The 17,871-nt window shown below is 63.7% G+C and carries 17 protein-coding genes and 1 pseudogene; 4 read left to right on the top strand and 14 right to left on the bottom strand.

All coding sequences use genetic code 11. The annotated features are described in order from the left end of the window. The first annotated feature begins 5 nt into the window (after nt 1–5). The 3 genes from HGHM_RS15390 (at nt 6) to HGHM_RS15380 (ending at nt 3,330) form a co-directional block, all read left to right on the top strand. On the top strand, nt 6–791 hold the full coding sequence (locus tag HGHM_RS15390) for a lysophospholipid acyltransferase family protein (protein WP_034348562.1): 786 nt from the start codon (nt 6–8) through the stop codon (nt 789–791). A gap of 28 nt (nt 792–819) precedes the next feature. Beyond that, the gene (locus tag HGHM_RS15385) at nt 820–1,575 is read left to right on the top strand and encodes a glycosyltransferase family 2 protein (RefSeq protein WP_019142441.1); all 756 of its coding nucleotides are present in this window, start codon (nt 820–822) and stop codon (nt 1,573–1,575) included. A 135-nt stretch (nt 1,576–1,710) separates the two neighbouring features. Then, on the top strand, nt 1,711–3,330 hold the full coding sequence (locus HGHM_RS15380; protein WP_019142440.1) for an MFS transporter: 1,620 nt from the start codon (nt 1,711–1,713) through the stop codon (nt 3,328–3,330). Nucleotides 3,331–3,756: 426 nt separating this feature from the next. Here HGHM_RS15380 and fabG read toward each other — a convergent pair whose 3' ends face one another. The 13 genes and pseudogenes from fabG to HGHM_RS15310 form a co-directional block, all read right to left on the bottom strand. Beyond that, nucleotides 3,757–4,524 (bottom strand): 3-oxoacyl-ACP reductase FabG, encoded by a 768-nt coding sequence (fabG, locus tag HGHM_RS15375; RefSeq protein WP_019142439.1) that lies wholly within the window; start codon nt 4,522–4,524, stop codon nt 3,757–3,759. 21 nt (nt 4,525–4,545) lie between these two features. Then, nucleotides 4,546–4,941, bottom strand: coding sequence for a 3-hydroxylacyl-ACP dehydratase (locus HGHM_RS15370; RefSeq protein ID WP_245549273.1), 396 nt, complete (start codon nt 4,939–4,941; stop codon nt 4,546–4,548). 41 nt (nt 4,942–4,982) lie between these two features. Beyond that, nucleotides 4,983–5,780 carry a beta-ketoacyl synthase chain length factor gene (locus tag HGHM_RS15365; RefSeq protein ID WP_019142437.1) on the bottom strand — a complete coding sequence of 266 codons (798 nt, stop codon included), beginning with the start codon at nt 5,778–5,780 and terminating at the stop codon, nt 4,983–4,985. Then, on the bottom strand, nt 5,777–6,967 hold the full coding sequence (locus HGHM_RS15360; protein WP_019142436.1) for a beta-ketoacyl-[acyl-carrier-protein] synthase family protein: 1,191 nt from the start codon (nt 6,965–6,967) through the stop codon (nt 5,777–5,779). The genes HGHM_RS15365 and HGHM_RS15360 overlap by 4 nt, the downstream gene beginning before the upstream one ends. Before the next feature lie 181 nt (nt 6,968–7,148). Further along, the gene (locus HGHM_RS15355) at nt 7,149–7,883 is read right to left on the bottom strand and encodes a class I SAM-dependent methyltransferase (protein WP_019142435.1); all 735 of its coding nucleotides are present in this window, start codon (nt 7,881–7,883) and stop codon (nt 7,149–7,151) included. Continuing rightward, nucleotides 7,880–8,704 carry a polysaccharide deacetylase family protein gene (locus HGHM_RS15350; protein WP_019142434.1) on the bottom strand — a complete coding sequence of 275 codons (825 nt, stop codon included), beginning with the start codon at nt 8,702–8,704 and terminating at the stop codon, nt 7,880–7,882. The genes HGHM_RS15355 and HGHM_RS15350 overlap by 4 nt, the downstream gene beginning before the upstream one ends. Next, nucleotides 8,701–9,381 carry an alpha/beta fold hydrolase gene (locus HGHM_RS15345; protein ID WP_019142433.1) on the bottom strand — a complete coding sequence of 227 codons (681 nt, stop codon included), beginning with the start codon at nt 9,379–9,381 and terminating at the stop codon, nt 8,701–8,703. The genes HGHM_RS15350 and HGHM_RS15345 overlap by 4 nt, the downstream gene beginning before the upstream one ends. Before the next feature lie 3 nt (nt 9,382–9,384). Next, on the bottom strand, nt 9,385–11,778 hold the full coding sequence (locus HGHM_RS21485; RefSeq protein ID WP_019142432.1) for an MMPL family transporter: 2,394 nt from the start codon (nt 11,776–11,778) through the stop codon (nt 9,385–9,387). After that, the gene (locus HGHM_RS15335) at nt 11,775–12,380 is read right to left on the bottom strand and encodes a LolA family protein (RefSeq protein WP_019142431.1); all 606 of its coding nucleotides are present in this window, start codon (nt 12,378–12,380) and stop codon (nt 11,775–11,777) included. Before HGHM_RS15335 ends, HGHM_RS21485 begins: the two co-directional genes overlap by 4 nt. Nucleotide 12,381: 1 nt before the next feature. Further along, nucleotides 12,382–13,314 (bottom strand): LpxL/LpxP family acyltransferase, encoded by a 933-nt coding sequence (locus tag HGHM_RS15330; protein ID WP_019142430.1) that lies wholly within the window; start codon nt 13,312–13,314, stop codon nt 12,382–12,384. 6 nt (nt 13,315–13,320) lie between these two features. Next, a pseudogene (locus tag HGHM_RS15320) lies at nt 13,321–14,999 on the bottom strand (AMP-binding protein). Nucleotides 15,000–15,029: 30 nt separating this feature from the next. Then, complete coding sequence (locus tag HGHM_RS15315) at nt 15,030–15,665, bottom strand: COG4648 family protein (RefSeq protein WP_019142427.1); 636 nt, start codon at nt 15,663–15,665, stop codon at nt 15,030–15,032. Next, the gene (locus HGHM_RS15310) at nt 15,665–15,949 is read right to left on the bottom strand and encodes a phosphopantetheine-binding protein (protein WP_019142426.1); all 285 of its coding nucleotides are present in this window, start codon (nt 15,947–15,949) and stop codon (nt 15,665–15,667) included. The genes HGHM_RS15315 and HGHM_RS15310 overlap by 1 nt, the downstream gene beginning before the upstream one ends. Before the next feature lie 339 nt (nt 15,950–16,288). Between HGHM_RS15310 and HGHM_RS15305 the strand changes: the two genes are divergently transcribed. After that, nucleotides 16,289–16,816 (top strand): outer membrane beta-barrel protein, encoded by a 528-nt coding sequence (locus tag HGHM_RS15305; RefSeq protein ID WP_019142425.1) that lies wholly within the window; start codon nt 16,289–16,291, stop codon nt 16,814–16,816. A gap of 91 nt (nt 16,817–16,907) precedes the next feature. On the opposite strand, the gene HGHM_RS15300 is transcribed toward HGHM_RS15305, so the two are convergent. Then, nucleotides 16,908–17,849: a DUF808 domain-containing protein gene (locus HGHM_RS15300; protein ID WP_026076080.1), complete on the bottom strand. Its 942-nt coding sequence runs from the start codon at nt 17,847–17,849 to the stop codon at nt 16,908–16,910. Nucleotides 17,850–17,871: the final 22 nt, after the last annotated feature.

The raw sequence follows: 17,871 nt of genomic DNA, 5'->3' as shown, positions 1-17,871 counted from the left end.
ACATCATGAAATCTTTTTTGCGTATTGTCCTGTCGGTATACGGATACGCGGTCTTCTACCTCGGCCTGTTCTGGTTCGGCCTGCTTTCCCTGCTGTGGACACTGTTTGCCGTGGTCCTGCAGCCCTTGCTGCCACGTGAGGTGGGCCGGCCGCTGGGCCGCTTCGTCATCATGGCGGGATTCCGCTTTTTCCTCGGCTGCCTCAAGCTGTCGGGCCGCTTCCGCTTCGATCTCAAGGAGCTCGACGCGCTGCGTCATGAAAAATCGCTGATCATCGCGCCCAATCATCCATCGCTTTGGGACGCGGTACTGATCGTGTCGCGCCTGCCTGACGTGGCATGCATCATGAAAGCCACGGTCATCAACAATATCTTCCTTGGCGCGGGCGCCCGGCTGGCGCGTTACATCCGCAATGAATCGCTGCGGCGCATGATCATGCTGGCGGTGCAGGACCTGCAGCGCGGCAGCCACCTGCTGCTGTTCCCGGAAGGCACCCGTACCGTGCGCCAGCCGATCGGTCCGCTCAAGGGCAGCATCGGCGTGATCGCGAACCGCGCGAAAGCCCAGGTGCAGACTGTGTTCATCGAAACCGATTCCCGCTTCCTCACCAAGGGCTGGCCCGTCTACAAGAAGCCCGTCCTGCCGATGTACTACCGGGTTCGGCTCGGCCGCCGCTTCGAAGCGCCCGCCGACAGCGCTGCCTTCATGACCGAGCTGGAACAGTACTTCGTCAGCGAGCTGGGCGACCATGCCGAGCCGGCGCGGGCGCGGGAGCCGCAAACGGTCGGCTGACTCACTTCCAATTTTTCCGAAACGCTTGATGAATTCTCCTTCCCCCACGCATCTGGTGCTGATCCCCAGCTATAACCCCGGCCCGAAAGTGTATGAAACCGTACGCGCCGCACGCCAGTACTGGAACCCGGTATGGGTAGTGGTCGACGGCAGCACCGACGGCACCAGGGAAGGCCTGGAACACATGGCTGCGGACGATCCCGGCCTGAAGGTGATCGCCCTGCCGGCCAACATGGGAAAGGGCGCGGCGGTATTGCATGGCCTCGACCAGGCCGCGGCGCAAGGCTTTACCCATGCGCTGACCATGGATTCGGATGGCCAGCATCCGGCCCAGCTGATCCCGGACTTCATGAAAGAGTCGAATCGCAAGCCGGGCTGCATGGTGCTCGGCCTGCCGGTCTTTGATGCCAGCGCGCCCAGCCTGCGCGTCAAGGGCCGGCAAGTCTCGAACTGGTGGGCCAACCTGGAAACCCTATGGGCCGGCATCGGCGATTCGCTGTTCGGATTTCGCGTCTATCCGATCGAGCCGCTGCGCACAGTGATGCGGCGCCAGCGCTGGATGCGCCGCTTTGACTTCGATCCGGAAGCGGTGGTGCGCCTGTGCTGGCGCGGCGTGCGGCCAGTCAACCTGCCGGCGCCGGTGCGGTATTTCAGCCCGGAAGAAGGCGGCGTGTCGCACTTCCGCTATCTGCGGGACAACACCCTGCTCACCTGGATGCATACCCGCCTCTTCCTCGGTTTCGTCCTGCGCCTGCCGCTGCTGCTGGTGCGCAAGCTGGCCTGAGCAAACATCCGAGCAAACAATCCGGAGGACGAACCAGGTTCCGCCGCGTGCGCGCCGCGCTTGCCAACGCAGCATGCACAAGGCGCATCTTGCTGGCATAGACCGAATGAACGGCAATAACGACACGAGCACACCATGAAATCCAACGGCCTCTCCTTCCACCATCCCGTCGCTTTCTGGCTTGGCTGCGCGGCGCTGGTCGCCGGCGTGCTGGCGCACATACCGATGTTCATCCATGCCTCTTACATGGATTACCAGATGGTGGGCATGCCGATGGACCCGGCGATGCTGGCGGGCATGGTGGTGATCCCGGTCGGACTCCTGCTCGCTGCATACGGCCTCATGCCGAGGATCGATCAGATGCGGCAAAACCTGCAATGCGGCCACCAGTTGCACTTCCATATTGCCGATGGCGCGGCGCTCAACCGCGAGCACTGGAAGCTGGTGCTGGTGCTGGTCGTGGCCCTGACCGTCGATGTGATGAAGCCGGCCACGCTCGGCTTCGTGATGCCCGGCGTGACGAAGGAATATGAAATCAGCAAGGAGACCGCCGGCTTCCTGGCACTGGTGGCGCTGACCGGTACCACCGTCGGCTCCATCCTCTGGGGTCGGCTGGCCGACTCCTTCGGCCGGCGTGCGGCGATCCTGCTGTCGGCGCTGATGTTCATCGGCACTGCGATCTGCGGTGCCATGCCTTCCTTCGAATGGAACCTGGTGATGTGCTTCCTGATGGGCGCATCCGCAGGCGGCCTGCTGCCGATTACCTTCACCCTGATGGCAGAGATGATTCCCGCCACTCACCGCGGCTGGCTGCTGGTGGCGCTGGGCGGTGTCGGCACGTCCGCCGGCTATCTCGTCGCTGCTGGCGCGGCCAGCCTGATCGAGCCGCTGTTCAGCTGGCGCGTGCTGTGGCTGCTGGGCTTGCCGACCGGCGCGCTGATCATTTTCCTCGACCGCTATATTCCCGAGTCGCCGCGCTTCCTCGCGAATGCCGGGCTGAAGAATGAAGCGCGCGCGGTGCTGGCGAAATTCGCCGGCGTGCTCGACAGCGACGACGGCGATGCCACCCATGCGCCGGAAGCCGGCATGGCGAAGGACAAGGCCGGATTCCTGCAACTCCTGCGCGGCGCCTATGCCAACCTCACCTGGGGTCTCCTGGTGTGCGGCGTCGCTTGGGGCCTGGTGAATTTCGGTTTCCTGCTGTGGCTGCCGACCAATCTGCGCAGCATGGGCATGGATGCCAGCGCAGCCAGTGCGCTGCTGGCACGCTCCGCTTTCCTCGCCTTGCCCGGCATCGCGCTGGTCATCTGGCTCTATCACCGCTGGAGCAGCATCAAGGCCCTGGTGCTGTTCATCGTGCTTACCACCCTGTCGCTGCTGGCCTTCCTGCTGCTCGGTCTGCTTCATCTGAACTCCGCGGCGGCAATGGCGACTGCAACCGTACTGCTGCTGATCAGCGCCAGCGGCGTGATTGCAATGCTGATTCCCTACGCAGCGGAAATCTATCCGGTGCATTTGCGTGCGACCGGATCGGGCGTGATTGCTGCCGGTTCCAAGATGGGCGGAATTCTTGGCGCGGCCTGCGGCGTGCTCGGGCTGTTCAGCGATCTTGCTTTCTCCGCGCTGTTCATTGCGGTGCCGATGGCGGTGTCGGCCATCATGCTGGTGCGTAGCGGGGTTGATACGCGAGGCAGGAGGCTGGAGGAGATTCAGGAGGCGGTGGCGGGGAGAAGTAAGGTGGTGCAGGCGGAGTAAATCCCCTTATACAAACAAAACTTGCCTGTCGTTCCCGCGTAGGGTTTCGCAGGGAATTCGGACAGCATGCTGCCCGCTTGCGGAACGGTTTGCGCTTGCAAGCGCAAACGCGCCCTGCAAGGGGGAACCCAGTGACGTTCGTTGCATAGCGCAGGTGCCTCTTCATGGAGACTTGCCGGGGGTGGCCCGGCGGCCACTCACTTTCTTTGCTTCGCCAAAGAAAGTAAGCAAAGAAAGGCGACCGCGCAGCCGCTGCCCTTCGGGTTTCCGAAAAAGCAATCGACAAATCGGGAAGCGAACGAAGCTCGCTTCGCTCAGACAACGTTCGCTTCTTGATCCGATTTGCCACCTGCTTTTTCGGCAGCGTCAGAAGCGGATTAAGAGCAAAAAGCCTTGAAACGCTAAAGGAAGCAGGATTGCTGCGCCCTAAATCAACCCGCCGTTAATCGAAATGATCTGCCCGGTGATGTACGCCGCGCGCGGCGAGGCGAGGAAGCTGACGAGGTCGGCGACTTCTTCCGGTTTGCCGGCGCGCTTCATCGGCACCATTTGATTGATCGTCTGCGCATCGAACGCGCCTTCGGTCATTTCGCTCTCGATGATGCCCGGGGCAATCGCATTGACTGTGATGCCGCGGCTGGCGACTTCCAGGGCCAGCGACTTGGTGGCGGCGTTCAGTGCGCCCTTGGCGGCGGAGTAATTCACCTGGCCGCGGTTGCCGGTGAGGCCGGACACCGAGGACATGTTGATGATGCGGCCCCAGCGGCTGCGGATCATGGGCATCATCAGCGCGTGGGTAACGTTGTAGAAGCCGTTGAGCGAGACGTCGATCACGCGATGCCATTGCTCCGGCTGCATACCGGGAAACACCGCGTCGTCATGGATGCCGGCATTGTTGACCAAGATCTGGATAGGCTCATCGTCGACCAATGGCTGCAGTACCGAGGTCACCGCATGCGCATCGGTCACGTCGAACACCAGCACTTCCGCGCTCCCGCCCTGCGCGACGATTTCGTCGGCGACTGCCTGTGCCGCCTCGCGCCGCCGGTTCGCATGAATGAGGACATGATGGCCATCGGCTGCCAGGCTGCGGCAGATTGCAGCGCCGATGGCGCCGCTGCCGCCGGTGACGAGGGCGCGCTTCTTGACGGATGTATTGCTGCCGGCGCCGGAGATTTTCGCTGGATTTGCCATGGTGTTTGAGATGTGTGCTGCTTACAGGACGCTGGCCGCATCGGCATTGATGATCACCGCTGCCCGGCCTTCCAGCAGCATGCGTCCTTCGGAGAGGATCGAAAAATCGTACAGGACATTGTTGCCGTCACCGCTGAAACGCCGCACTTCGATCATCAGGTCGGCGGCGATGTTGTCCAGTCGGCCGACGTGCAGCTTCACGCCGCGCAGGCTGGCCAGGAAGCCGGCGCGCGGTCGAGCATCCTGCTGCGCTGTCAGCGCGCCGTGCACTGCCATCGCCTGCGCCGCATATTCGATCCCGCATGCGGCGGCCAGCCTGTCATGGGCACGCAAGGGATTGTCGGCTGCGCGGTGGCTGCTCGCGCGGCAGCGCACGTGCTCATCGCTCCACTCTTCCACCGCATCCAGCAGACACATGCTGTCCTGATGCGGGATGCGGGCGGCGATCCAGGCGCGGTCTAGCACGGCATCACTTCCACTGACAGGCGTGTGCCGTCCAGGTAATCGATCACCAGCTTCGCTGTTTCATGTCGTGCAAGCGCGCGCAGCAGCGGCAGGCTGCGCGCCGCGGGGATGGCGGTCCGCATGCTTTCCAGCCCGGCATCGGCCATCCGTTCGGCGGGCGAGCTGGTGAGCGCGACGCGAATCTCTGCCAGTGATCGGGCGCTGGGTTGCGGCGCCAGTGCGAGGCCGATACCGAACTCGTCGGGGATGGGCCGGGCTGCATGCAGGGGTTCGGGATACGTGGTGTCGCAGGCAATCAGCAGCGAGTGCGTGCGGTCGACCGCCACCTGTGTCATTGCTTCCAGCAGGCCGGCACCGAAGCTGGCGTCGTAGCCGCACAGGACCGAGGAAGAAGCCATCGCGCCGGTGGCAATGCTCCAGTAGCCGGCCGCGGCGTTATGTACGGAATTGTGAAAGCGGGTTGGCGAAATCTGGCGGTCGTCGGAAGCGAGCATTTCGCAGATTTCATGGCAATTGGCGCCATCGCCGCCGGAAGCGGCAAACACCGCCTGCAGGCTTTTCACATCGAGCCCGGCCATGGCCGCGGCTTCTTGGCCGACCGCCAGCGACAGCTTGACGATCGGGCCGCAGCGGCGTCGTTCCGCGGGCGGCAGCGAGGCCGGTGCCGGCAGCACGGCCTTTTGATAGGCGTAGTCGGCTTTCCCCGCAAGCACGCCGCGGCTGCTTTCCCAGCCCGACAATCCGGGCCCGATCAGGCCGATGCCTTCGATATAAGCACTAAGAGTGGTCATGATGCGCGGCCGAAGATGAGGCTGCAATTGGTGCCGCCGAACCCGAAGGAATTGCTGAGCGCCCGTTCGATGCGCTGCGTGCGGTTGTCGAGCAGGTAATTCACATGCAGCTCCGGATCGAGGTGCGTGGTGTTGAGTCCGCCCGGCATCAGGCCGTGGCGCAGGGCGAGTGCGCAAATGATGGCTTCGAGGCCGCCGGCCGCGCCCAGAGTATGGCCGGTTGCGCCCTTGGTCGAACTGCACGGCGTGGAAGAACCGAACAGCGCCGCCACTGCCTTGCCTTCGGAGGCGTCATTGCTGACGGTGGCGGTGCCATGCAGGTTGATGTAATCGATCTGTTCCGGCGCAAGCTGCGCCGTGGCCAGCGCATTCTGCATCGCGATCTGCGCGCCCAGCCCTTCCGGATGCGGCGAGGACATATGGTAGGCATCGCTCGATTCGCCGATGCCGAGCAACAGCACCGCGTCGGCATCCGCGCTGTCCGGCATGCGTTCCAGCAGCACCACCGCGGCTGCTTCGCCGATCGAAATGCCGCTGCGTTCCGCATCAAAGGGACGGCAGGGCCAGGGCGAGGTCAGGCCGAGGGAATTGAATCCGTACAGCGTCGTCAGACACAGCGTGTCCACGCCGCCGACCACGGCGGCATCGATCAGGCCGGCTTCGATCATGCGCCGCGCGGAAGCAAATACCTTGGCGCTGGAAGAACAGGCCGAGGAAATGGCGGCGGCCGGTCCGGTCAGGCGGAAGTAGCGGTGTGCGAAATCGGCGGCGGAGAAGGTGTTGTGGGTCGTGCCGTAGATGAAGCTGGAAGGCAGTGCGCCGGATGCGTCACGTTGCCGGTACGCCAGCTCGGTCTGCAGGATGCCGGCAGTGCTGGTGCCGAGGAATACGCCGATGCGGTCGGCGCCATGCTTCGCGGCGGCGGCTTCTACTGCTTCGGCGAAGCCATCCTGCTCCAGCGCCAGCTGCAGCAGACGGTTGTTGCGGCAATCGTAGGCTTGCAGGTCCGGTCGTACCGCGACCTCGTCGACACCATCGACTTCGCCGATATACGTATCGAGGTCGACCGTGTCGAAATCGCAATGCTTCAAGCCGCTCTTGCGTTGCCGCAGCGCCTCCAGGGTTGGGGAGAGACCGAGGCCGATGCAGCTGGCCGCGGTGAAATGCGAGAGGAGGAGCGGTTTCAAGTCAGAACTTACAAAGGGTTATCGTAGCCGACCGATTTTAACAAACTCAGGGTGCCGGGCAAAACGCTGCTGTTGTCCGCAATACCCTTGCCAGACGGGCCATTGTCATCACGGCGGAACCGCCGGCAGACGTTCCTGCCTGCTGTTCGTGCCGTTCTGTCCAGGTTTGCTGCCATGCGCCTCAGGCTGCCTGGACGACGGCTTTTCCGCCGAGTTTTGCAATCAGCAAGATATTGGCAAACGGCGTGCCTTGGTTCATCGGAAGTGTTTCGACGTTGAATCCGAGGCCCAACAAGGCAAGTCGCCATTCCGCCAGCGGCCGGCAGTACAGGCGGCTGTTGCGGTGTCCGCGCACGAACGTGACGAGGTGATCGACCCACACGCTGAACTTGAACGGCAGGCCGCCATTTGCATCGCCCACGCGCAGGATCAGGGTGCCCGAAGGCGCGAGCGCATCGCGCACCCGGCGCAGGACATCATTCTGCGCTTCGTAGCTCACGTAATGCAGGACATCGAGGATCACGACTGCATCGGCCTTGCCGAAATCCGTCTTGCACATGTCGCCGACGGTGAAGGTCGCGGCATCGCCCAGCGCGCGCTGCGCCCGCTCCACATCGCGCGGCATGAGTTCGATGCCGTGGATCGATGTCGGGTTGGGCGCCTTCGGCCAGTGCGCCGGCCAGTTGCCCTGCTCATGCATGGCCTTGGCCGTGAGCAGCCAGGAAGCGAGCAAGCCCTGGCCGCAGCCGATGTCGAGGATGCGGGCGCGGTCCGGAATCAATCCATGCTCGAGCAATCCGGCAAATACCGGGTCGCCGCCGAGCTTGCCGCGGGCGAAATGCCAGGCGAAGCGGCCGGCGGAACGGTAAGGCGCGGTGGCGTTATCGATCAGGCTTTTGACGAATTGTTTGGTCATGGATGGGCGGAAGACAAAGCGGAAGACAGGGTGACGAAACGCAGGCCGGACTTGTGAGCGGCTTCAAACAGGTTTGGCAACACGGCAAGGATCACGGGAGCCCCGTCTGCAGTACGTGCGCAATTGCCATCATGCAGCAGCAGGATGGCACCGGCTTTCACATCGCGCATCAGCCTGCGGCTCACGAGGGCCGGATCCGGGGTGCGCGTATCATAGCCGCGCCGTGTCCAGGCAGCAAGGCGCAGCCCGAGGCGGGCCAGCACCGGATCGAGGAAGGGATTGCGCAAGCCGGCCGGGGCACGGAAGAACTGCGGGCGGCGGCCGGTGATCGCCGTAAGGGTGTCCTGGGCGGCCTGGACCTCGCGCTTCAGGCCGTCCATGCCGAGCAGGGAAAAATGATGGTAGTGATGCTGGCTGTGGTTTTCCACCGCATGGCCGCGCATGACGATCGCCTCGCACAGGTCGGGATGGCGCGCAGCCTTATCGCCGATGCAAAAGAATGTCGCCTTCACGCCATGCGCATCCAGCAGCTCGAGCACCTGCGGCGTCACTTCCGGGTCCGGCCCGTCGTCGATCGTCAGTGCGATTTCACCGCGCGCTGCCGCAGCAGGCGGCAATCTCGTCCAGTTGGCGCCGAGCCAGGTGCTGCGTGGCCACAAGCCAACCAGCGTGATCACTGCATGATTGGCAAGGAAAGCTGCCAGTACCCAGCGCCACCAACCCGGATCGACCAGGACGGCAATCAGCATGGATACATGCAGGACAAGACTGATGCGCAGCAGCAGGGGCATGCGCCAGCGCAGCGCTTGATCGGGTGTCATTGCCTGGTGTCCTTGTTTCTGGATGCTGCGATGCGGTCGAGAAAATCGTTCCATAGTTGTTGCCAGGCCGGCCAGTCATGCCCGCCCGCGACCACATCCACATGCGCGAATGCCAGGGACTCGGCCATCAGTTCCTGGCCCGAGGCGAAGCGGTCTTCCCGGCCATAGCCGAAGAAGATCTGCGGCGTCGATGCTCCCCGTATCGCCTTGATCCACCGCCAGACCTGGACTTCGCCATCCTCGCCCTCGTCCGTACCGGCTTGCCATTGTTCGATCCCGCCGGCTTCCCGGATGGCCCGCGTCAGGATGCGGTTGCCCGGGTAGGCCGCGAGCAGGCACAAGCCGTCGACCATGCCAGGATGGCGGTCGGCATAAGCCATCGCCATGAAGCCGCCGATGGAAATGCCGGCCAGCCAGACGGCGTCATAGCCTTGCGATCGCGCCGGCAGCACCGCTTCCTCATGCAGCCGCTGCAGGGCCGTGCCATCGGTGGTCTCGCCGATATAGCGGATGCCGAGGTCGGCCAGCGCGAGGTCCAGCTCCAGCCCGCGCCGCCGCACTGCATCGATGAAGCCGGCCTCCACCAGATCTTCCGGCTGCTGCAGCGCGCCCGGCAGCAGGATCGCGAGCGTCGCTGCGCGCCCCTCCAGGCCGGCGAAGTTATGCAGGATGCGCATCGCTCAGTGGCCCGCCCCGGGAGCGGATCGTTTGCCGCCGAAGCTCGCCGCAAACACCAGCGCCAGCACCGCGCCGGGTCCGACGGTGCTGCCGATTGCATTCAGGACCGGCACCTGGGAAAAGCCGAGGATACCGAAACCGGCCACCGTGGTCAGGTTGGCAAACACCAGCGAAGTCAGGGTCTGCGGCAGAATCTCCGCGGAGGAATCGTCCCCGCCGCTGAAGAACAGCGCATAGTTGGAGCCGACTGCCACGATCAGCAGCAGGCCGATCAGGTGCAGGATGGTCAGGCGCTGGCCGGACAATGCCAGGATTGCCACCACCGTGACCACGGTGGCAAACAGAGGCAGCAACACGTGCGCCACCTTGCGCGGCGAGCGCAGGGCGAGCAGGAGCAGCGCCACGATGCCGGCCAGGCCGCCGAGCGAGTAGATGATCGCTTCGCGCAGATAGCCGGAATACAGGTTGTCGGATTCCGCCTTCAGGTCGACGAACAAGGCGTTCGGCTGACCAGCTGCGCTCAGCGCGGCACGCACCGGCTCGACGGCGAGGCTTGCAGACTGGGGCGGCGCGGTCAGCGGCAGCAGCGCATTCCAGCGCGTGCCGCGCTGGAACAGCAGTGAATCGACGGCCAGCGCCAGCGAGGTCCGGTCGAGGTCGGCGCGCTGCAGCGGCGCGCGGGCCTTGGCGGCGGCGACATCGGCGAGGAAGGGCTGGAACAGGCCGGCGCGTACCGGCAGGCCGGAGACCGCCTGCTGCAGGTGCTGCTCCAGCTCGCCGGCCGGCGGCAGGCTGGCCTGGCGCGCCTTTTGGGTAGCGATGCTTGGCAGATAAAGGCTGGGGCTCTCGAAGCCGGCCAGCATGCCCTTCTCCACCAGCGGCTGCAACTGCGCCGTGACCTGCTCGGCCGATTGCAGCACGGCTTCGCGGCTCGGACCGGAGATCGCGATCATGTAGCGCACGTCCGGCGCACCCATGTCGGCACGCAGCTTTGCGTCGATGGCCTGATCGGCCTGCGACACCGGGCTCAGTGATGACAGTTCGGTATTCCACAGCGTGGCGTGGTGCTGTGCCAGCACCACGCAGGCCGCCAGCGCCACCACGATCAGGGGCCAGCGCAATGCCGGCATGCGGCGCGCAATGCCGGACAGGCGCCGGCCCATGGCGGAGACGTCGCGGATGCGGAAGCCGTCCGGCAGCAGGTAAGGCAGCACGAAACGGGTGACGGTGGCGGCGGCCACCAGGCCGGCGATCGAATACAGGCCGAGCTGCGCCAGCCCGGGAAAGCTCGACAGCAGCAGCGAGGAAAATCCGACGATGGAAGTCAGGACGCCGAGGCGAATGGTCGGCCAGAACTGCGCGACCCAGTTCCCCGTTGCGCCCGCTGCGTCCGCGGCGCCTGTCTTCTGCCGTGACTGGACGAACAGGTAGATCGAATAGTCGACTGCTTCCCCGATCAGTGTGGTGCCGAAGCCGAGCGTAATGCCATGCACCAGGCCGAAGCCGAGGCTGACCGCGACCACGCCCGCCAGCGCACCGGAGACGACCGGCAGCAGTCCGAGCGCCAGGGCGGTGAAGGAGCGGTACACCATGAGCAGGAGGCTGACGATGATGAGTGTGCTGATGATCGACAGGCGCGTCACTTCACTCTCTATCGTCTGCCGCGACTGGACCGAGAACACGCCGGGCCCGGTCATCATCAGACGTGCATCGGCTGCGCCCTGCTCGCGCACGGCGGCCTCGAAGGCTTGCCGGATTTCCTGCATCGCCTGCTGCTGGCCGTCGGTATCGGCACCGGCGGCGCGGGCCTGGGCCAGCAGCACCGCGCGCGTGCCGTCGCGCGAAGCCCAGACGCCGTTGTTCATCTGCGGGCGGTTGCCGCCATTCATCCGGTTGAACAGCTCGATGGTTTCGCCGGTCGGGTCGCGCGGCAGCAGCGGCTTGATCAGCATGCCGGCCGGTGAGGCCAGCAGGTCGATGGTATTGCCGATGGCTTCATTCAACCCGTCCACGGTGAAATGCTGCGGCGTCACGACGGGACTGAGCAGGTAGCGGTTGCCGAACAGGTAAGCCTGATCGCGCTCGTTATTGACCGGCTCGCCGTTGTTGATGGTTACGAAGGCGGAACTGCCGCGCAGGCGCTTTGCCATGTCCTTCGACAACGCGGCGCGTTTGGCTGCATCGCTGCCTTCGATGCCGATCAGGATCAGGCGCGATACCACGCCGTCGCGCAACTGGTCGAGCAAGACCTGCTGTTCCTTGCTTGGCGTCTGCGGCAGGAAGGCCGACAGGTCGGCGGTGAAGGTGGTGCGCGCGATGACGATGCAGCAGATGATGACGCCGGCCAGCCAGAGCGCGATGGGCAGCCGGCGCCCTTGCGAACCGGGCTGCTTCATTGGGATGCGATCCGTTCGATCGTCATGACCGAGCGGTCGCCGTCGGTCTGGATGATTTCCATGCTGCGCACATTGTCGCGGTTGCCCGTGATGCGGATCAGGTGGATGCTGGTTCCGAGCCTGGCGTCAACCGGCGTCAGCGACAGCGTCCAGCGTTCCGCCGGGCCTTCCAGTTTCAATCTGAACGAACGCTCAAGGGCCTTGCGGTCGCCGGCCAGGGTGCCGCGAATGCTGTCGATGAATCCCGCCAGCTCCGGATAGTCCTGCATCTGCACCGTATGCCTTTGCTTCCCGCGCTCGATGACCAGCACATTGCCGTCGATGATCATGTTTTCCGGCCGCGGCTTGAGGGTGCGGCGTTCGAGGTGGTCGGGTGCCATATAGGTCAGCTCGCCGGAGGACTCGACCGGCCGGTCGAGCATGGAAAGATATTTCTTCTCGGTGAAGCCGGCGCGCCCTGACCTGGTCCTGGCCAGCGACTGCATCAGCTGGTCGATATCCCAGTCGGCAGCCAGGGCCAGGCCAGGCGCGAGCACGGCCAGCGACAATGCCAGGGAAGCCAGCCTGCGCTGCAGGCCCGGCCGCAATGATGCAGCAATCATGTCAATCCTCTTTGCCGGTGGTAGGCGCAGTTTGCCAGAAATCGAAGAAGTTGAACCAGTTGCAAGGCGCCTGCCTGCAGTATTGTTCGAGCAATTCCGCATAGCGCGTCATGGCGCGCCGGATTTCCGTCTGGCGCTGTCCCGGCGGGATCGCGGAGAAATCGGCAAGTTGTTCGAAATGGATTTCGTAGCGATTCTCGCCGAGGTACAGGCCAGTCATGAAGATCACCGGCTTGCGCAGGATCGCCGCCATGCGGAACGGCCCCAGCGGCAGCTGCGCGGAGCTGCCGAGCAGCGACACCGGCAGCATCGCATCATTGCCCAGGCTGCGGTCGGCCAGCATGCCGACCAGCGTGCCGCGCTCCATCTGCTCGCTGACTTTCAGCATCGAATCGATGTGGCCAAGGCCGATCACATCCTGTTTCGCGTCGGGGTTGATCGCCGCCAGCATGTCATTGATCTTGCGCGCATTCTCTTCATACATCGCCATCGCCACACGCAGTCCGGCATGACGCCGGCCTATGGCGCGGATCACTTCGAAACTCCCCATGTGCGCCCCGAACAGGAACAGGCCCTGGCCGCTCGCTACGGCCTGTCGCATCAGGTCTTCGCCATGCACCCTGATGTCGAACAGATCGAAGCGCTGATTGAGCAGGTACACCCGGTCGTGGATGGTGGATGCGAACCAGAAGAAATGTTTGTAGATATCCTGCCAGCGCACCGGGCGCTGCAGGATGCGGCGCAGGTAGTGGCGCGAGGCGGCGCGGCTGGCCGGGGCGAACAGCAGGAAATAACCGGCGATCAGATGCAGCACCGTGCGGCCGGCGCGCCGGCCGAGGCGCAGCGAAATCCAGGTCATGATGCGCAGCATCAGCATGTTGCTGCGTTCGGGACGCTGCAGCCAGGCGGCGCTGTTCCGGTCGGAAGAAATCATTGCTGTCTATCCGGCACAGGCAGTGCGAATGGCACCGCTTGCCACCTTGCGTTCCCCGCTGAAGATGTCGAAGCGGATAGTGCCGCTGTGTTGCATCTCGTGGCGCACTGCGAGCGGTTCGCCCGGCCTGACCGCACTGAGGAACTTCACGCTGCCCAGCTCGCAGGCCGACAAGTCCGCGCCGATCAGCGCACCGACCGCGTGCAGTGCTTCATCCAGCAGAACCACGCCCGGAAGAATGGGCATGCCCGGGAAATGGCCGGCGTAGGCCGGATGCTCCGGCGCAATCGGGAGCATGGCCTGGCCGCGAGTCATCGCAGGACTCATGCCGCATTCCCTTCCGTGGCTTGTCCGGCCCGGGAAAAGGCCAGCGCCTGCAAGGCTTCGCGCGGGAGCTTGCCGGTGGCATTGCGCGGCAGCGCATCGACGAAGTGCAGGGGCCGCGGCAGGAAGACGGGATCGATGCGCTCGCGCAAGGCTGCCATCAGTGCTGGCGCTGTCAGTTGCGGTGCCACCACGAAGGCGGTCAGGCGCGTCACGCCATCGGGCGCCGTTTCATCCGGCATGAAGAAGGCGCCATCGAGCACGCCGGGAATCGAATTCAGTTGCAGGTTCAGGTAAGCCAGCGAATTGCGCTTGCCGGCGATATTGATGAGGTCGGCCATGCGTCCGTGCAGCAGGAAGCGGTCATCGCCGACCATCTCGATCACGTCATTCATCGGCGTCGGCTGTTCCACGTGGCCGCCAAAAGCCCAGGTCACTTCGCCTTCCTGGCGCATGCGCACGCCGGAAAACAGGGTCCATTCCTGAGTGCGGGTGGAATTGCGGACGGCGATCTGGCCGGTTTCGGTGCTGCCGTAGATTTCCAGCAACGGGGCCTGGAGTTTCGCTTCCAGCTCCTGCGCCAGCGGCAGGGACAAGGGGGCGGTCGCCGACAGGATCAGATCCACGGTCGGTACATCCAGCCCGGCGCTGATCAGCGAGCGCATATGGACCGGCGTCGACACCAGGACGCGCGGGTGCGGCACGGAAGCGATCAGGCTGCAGATGTCGGCCGGATAGAAGAATTGCCCGGCCACCAGCGCATTCGCGCTTTGCATCACCATCAATACCGTCGATTCGAAGCCGTACATGTGCTGTGCGGGCACGGTGCCGATCACCGCATGCGGGCGGCCATCGTTCACGCCGCACAGCTGGGCTTCGGACTGCACATTGCGCACCAGCGCGCCCCAGGTTTTCCGGTGCGGGACCGGCGTGCCGGTGGAGCCGGAAGTGAAGACATAGGCGACCAGCTGATCGGCGTCGATGTGCGGCACGCTGAATTCCGTACTCCTATTGTCCTGCTCGCTGAAGTCCGGAAAATGGACTTGCGGCAGCGCGATCGCACAGTCGCGGCTATCGGTCAGGCAGAACGCATCCGGCGCAAACTGCGACAGTTGCCGGATCATTTCCGGCGTCTGCGTCGACGGCAGCAGGCTGACCTTGTTGCCGACCAGGGCTGTCGCCAGTCCCACCGTGAACCGGTAGCGGTCCTGGCAGGCATTGAGCATGTGCCGGCCCGCGGGCAATTGCCGGGAAAGCTGCATCACATCGGACAGGAAGCGCGCCGCGCTGAGCGGATGGCCGTCGCGCCAGGCGAACACGCTGTCGGCGTGCTCATGGGTAATCAGGGGAAAAGTGGGCATGATGAGGACTTGATTCGCGGCTACGCGGGCTTAACCGGCAGATGCTTTCCAGAAGGCTTTTACTCCGTCCAGGATGTGCGCATGCCGCATGTGCGGATGCCGGCGACGCCTCACCAGGTACTCGCCGACGAACATCAGGCCGATCAGCGGAGCGGTGAAGAAATTGGCAAAGGCCGACCAGGTCGAAAGCGACGCCAGGAAGAAGATGGCGGTCGAGGTCGCTGACATGAGGCTGAAAAACACCACCCATGCCTTCGTCACCTGCCGGGTATAGCGTTCGAGCGCCGGCGTGAGCGGGCCATGCACTGTTTTCGCGAAGCTGGTGCACAACGGTTCCCGGCCCGGACCCAAGGTGCGTCCGAACAGGGTGCAGAGGAAGAGCTGCGTTCCCGCATGCTCCATCCAGTAAATCTGGTTGAAATGATGTTCCAGTGGATGCCATGCGAGCAGCAGGGCAACGCAGGCGAGGAGGAACAGGAACAGCATGACGCCCCGGTGGCGCGCATGCCAGGCCATCGAAAGCGCGGCCAGCACGATCGGCGCGAGTGCGACGGCGGTGCCCAGGGTTTCGGTTTGCGCGATGTTGGTGTAGTGCGCAAGCAGCGCATAAGCGACTGCCAGCGTCATGCCGGCGATCCACCGGCCGGACCGAAACACCTGCGACATCAGGCGGATCTCTGCGCGCTGATGTATTCGGTGAGGCTGCGCAGCGAGCTGAAAATGCGATGGTTGTCTTCGTTGTTGGCCTTCAGCTGCAAGCCATAACGCTTGGATACCATCAATGCAACCTCAAGTACGTCGATCGAGTCCAGCCCCAAACCGTCGCCGTATAGCGGATCATCCGGATTGATGGCGTCCGGCTCCACGTCCAGATTGAGCGCCTGCACAATCAGTTCCGCGACCTCTTTCTGCAGGCCCAGATCATATACCGCTGTATTTTCAGACTTCATGTTGTTTGCTTGCTATGGGAATGAAAACAGGCGGTTGTTGCGCCAATTTGTTGGCAACCGCCGGCAAATGTTTTCAATGGACGTGTATGGTACCAGTCCGCAACGAATCCGCTCAACATTTTTCGGCGTCGGCGTCGGCCCTGCTCTGACATGAAACCGACACCGGAATACAACACCCGATTCTCGAACTTATCGCGCCCGGCGTCCTAGCAAGCCCTCACTTGAAAGATTTTTATCCGAAATGTTGGGACAAATAGGATTGCGGCCTTTTTGCCTCCCTATAATTGAATTACCGACAACCGGCCGTTCTCCGGCGCAGCATTTTTTTCCTGAACCATCATGAAAAAATTCCTCTTCGGCGCTGCCCTGTTCGCCGCGTCTTCCGCATCCTTCGCACAGGCTTACTACGCCGGCGCTTCCATGGGCCGCAACGTCTTTTCGGATTGCGCCGGCATGCCTCACTGCAGCGGCAACAGTACCGGGTTCAAGGTACACGCCGGATACCGCTTCACCCCCAGTTTTGCCACCGAAATGGTGTATTTCGACCTAGGCCGGGCCGATCCGTATTCGGCAGGCGTTTTCTCAACCGGCATCAGGGGCGGCGTCGGGCTGCATGCGCTCGGCTTCCTGCCTTTTGCCAAGGATTGGTCGGGCTTCGCGCGTTTCGGGCTGAACCTTGCCGGCGCGGATGCCGATGCCCGGGGCCGGGGCGAGCGCGCGGCCGGGGCGTTCTTCGGCATGGGCTTCGACTATGAAATTCAGCGCAATCTCATGCTGCGCGGCGAAGTCGAGCGTTATCGCTATGACATGCTGGACGAGAATTACCGGTCGACCAATGTCTCGGTCGGCGTGAAATACCGGTTCTGACCGGGGCCGGCCTAGGCAAAAAACGCGCCTTGGCGCGCTTTTTTTTTCGGAATTCCCGGCAAGGGATGACGGAACAGCTTGTCCGCGCCTTTCATGACTGTGCTCTCACCGCCCGGAAAACGCGGCCGACGATGCTTACGCCCGCCAACACCAGTGCGCCGGCGACAATGCCGGCGACGGCATTGAGCAGTACCGGCGCCAGGGCGTGCAGCATGCCGCCGATGCCCGGAATGGCGGCGGCTTCCTGCGCCAGGTGTTCGGGGAATTCATGGGCGGCGGGTATGCCATGCATCAGGATGCCGCCGCCCACCATGAACATCGCTGCCGTGCCCAGGACGGACAGGCTCTTCATCATGTAAGGCGCGGCGCGCAGGATGGCTCTGCCGAGGCTGCGCTGGACGCGGCCCTCCTTGCGGCTCAGGTAAAGGCCGGCGTCATCCAGTTTGACGATGCCGGCTACCACGCCGTAGACGCCAATCGTCATGAGCAGGGCGACACCCGCCATGACCGCGACCTGAACAGCAAAGGATGCGTTCGCCACGGCGCCCAGGGTGATGGCGATGATTTCGGCGGACAGGATGAAGTCGGTGCGGATGGCGCCCTTCACCTTCTCCTGTTCGAAGGCGAGCACGTCGACCTTGGGGTCGGCCAGCGCTTCCACCCGCTCGACATGGCGCGTTTCATCGTCTTCCTGATTGTGCAAAAACTTGTGCGCCAGCTTTTCAAAGCCTTCGTAGCAGAGGAAGGCGCCGCCCAGCATCAGCAGCGGCGTTACCGCCCACGGGGCAAAGGCGCTGATGGCAAGCGCCGCCGGCACGAGAATCAGCTTGTTCTTGAGGGAGCCTTTGGCGACCGCCAGCACCACCGGCAATTCACGGTCGGCCTGCACGCCCGTCACCTGTTGCGCATTCAGGGCAAGATCGTCGCCAAGGACGCCGGTGGTTTTCTTGGCGGCGACCTTGGTCAGCACGGAAACATCGTCCAGGAGGCTTGCGATGTCATCGATCAGCGCCAACAGGCTGCTTGCGGCCATAAGAGCTTCCTCGTAAAAATTG

Origin of the sequence: Noviherbaspirillum massiliense JC206 (assembly GCF_000312045.1) — a bacterium.
Lineage (GTDB): Bacteria > Pseudomonadota > Gammaproteobacteria > Burkholderiales > Burkholderiaceae_D > Noviherbaspirillum > Noviherbaspirillum massiliense.
This window is presented reverse-complemented; position numbering and strand designations above follow the sequence as displayed.

Excerpts from the sequence above, each read along its gene's own strand:
- HGHM_RS15335 (WP_019142431.1), bottom strand. The coding sequence starts at position 12,380 with ATGATTGCTGCATCATTGCGGCCGGGCCTGCAGCGCAGGCTGGCTTCC.
- HGHM_RS15365 (WP_019142437.1), bottom strand. The coding sequence starts at position 5,780 with ATGACCACTCTTAGTGCTTATATCGAAGGCATCGGCCTGATCGGGCCC.
- fabG (WP_019142439.1), bottom strand. The coding sequence starts at position 4,524 with ATGGCAAATCCAGCGAAAATCTCCGGCGCCGGCAGCAATACATCCGTC.
- HGHM_RS15355 (WP_019142435.1), bottom strand. The coding sequence starts at position 7,883 with ATGACCAAACAATTCGTCAAAAGCCTGATCGATAACGCCACCGCGCCT.
- HGHM_RS15300 (WP_026076080.1), bottom strand. The coding sequence starts at position 17,849 with ATGGCCGCAAGCAGCCTGTTGGCGCTGATCGATGACATCGCAAGCCTC.
- HGHM_RS15370 (WP_245549273.1), bottom strand. The coding sequence starts at position 4,941 with ATGTGTCTGCTGGATGCGGTGGAAGAGTGGAGCGATGAGCACGTGCGC.
- HGHM_RS15350 (WP_019142434.1), bottom strand. The coding sequence starts at position 8,704 with ATGACACCCGATCAAGCGCTGCGCTGGCGCATGCCCCTGCTGCTGCGC.
- HGHM_RS15390 (WP_034348562.1), top strand. The coding sequence starts at position 6 with ATGAAATCTTTTTTGCGTATTGTCCTGTCGGTATACGGATACGCGGTC.
- HGHM_RS21485 (WP_019142432.1), bottom strand. The coding sequence starts at position 11,778 with ATGAAGCAGCCCGGTTCGCAAGGGCGCCGGCTGCCCATCGCGCTCTGG.
- HGHM_RS15315 (WP_019142427.1), bottom strand. The coding sequence starts at position 15,665 with ATGTCGCAGGTGTTTCGGTCCGGCCGGTGGATCGCCGGCATGACGCTG.
- HGHM_RS15310 (WP_019142426.1), bottom strand. The coding sequence starts at position 15,949 with ATGAAGTCTGAAAATACAGCGGTATATGATCTGGGCCTGCAGAAAGAG.
- HGHM_RS15385 (WP_019142441.1), top strand. The coding sequence starts at position 820 with ATGAATTCTCCTTCCCCCACGCATCTGGTGCTGATCCCCAGCTATAAC.
- HGHM_RS15330 (WP_019142430.1), bottom strand. The coding sequence starts at position 13,314 with ATGATTTCTTCCGACCGGAACAGCGCCGCCTGGCTGCAGCGTCCCGAA.
- HGHM_RS15380 (WP_019142440.1), top strand. The coding sequence starts at position 1,711 with ATGAAATCCAACGGCCTCTCCTTCCACCATCCCGTCGCTTTCTGGCTT.
- HGHM_RS15305 (WP_019142425.1), top strand. The coding sequence starts at position 16,289 with ATGAAAAAATTCCTCTTCGGCGCTGCCCTGTTCGCCGCGTCTTCCGCA.
- HGHM_RS15345 (WP_019142433.1), bottom strand. The coding sequence starts at position 9,381 with ATGCGCATCCTGCATAACTTCGCCGGCCTGGAGGGGCGCGCAGCGACG.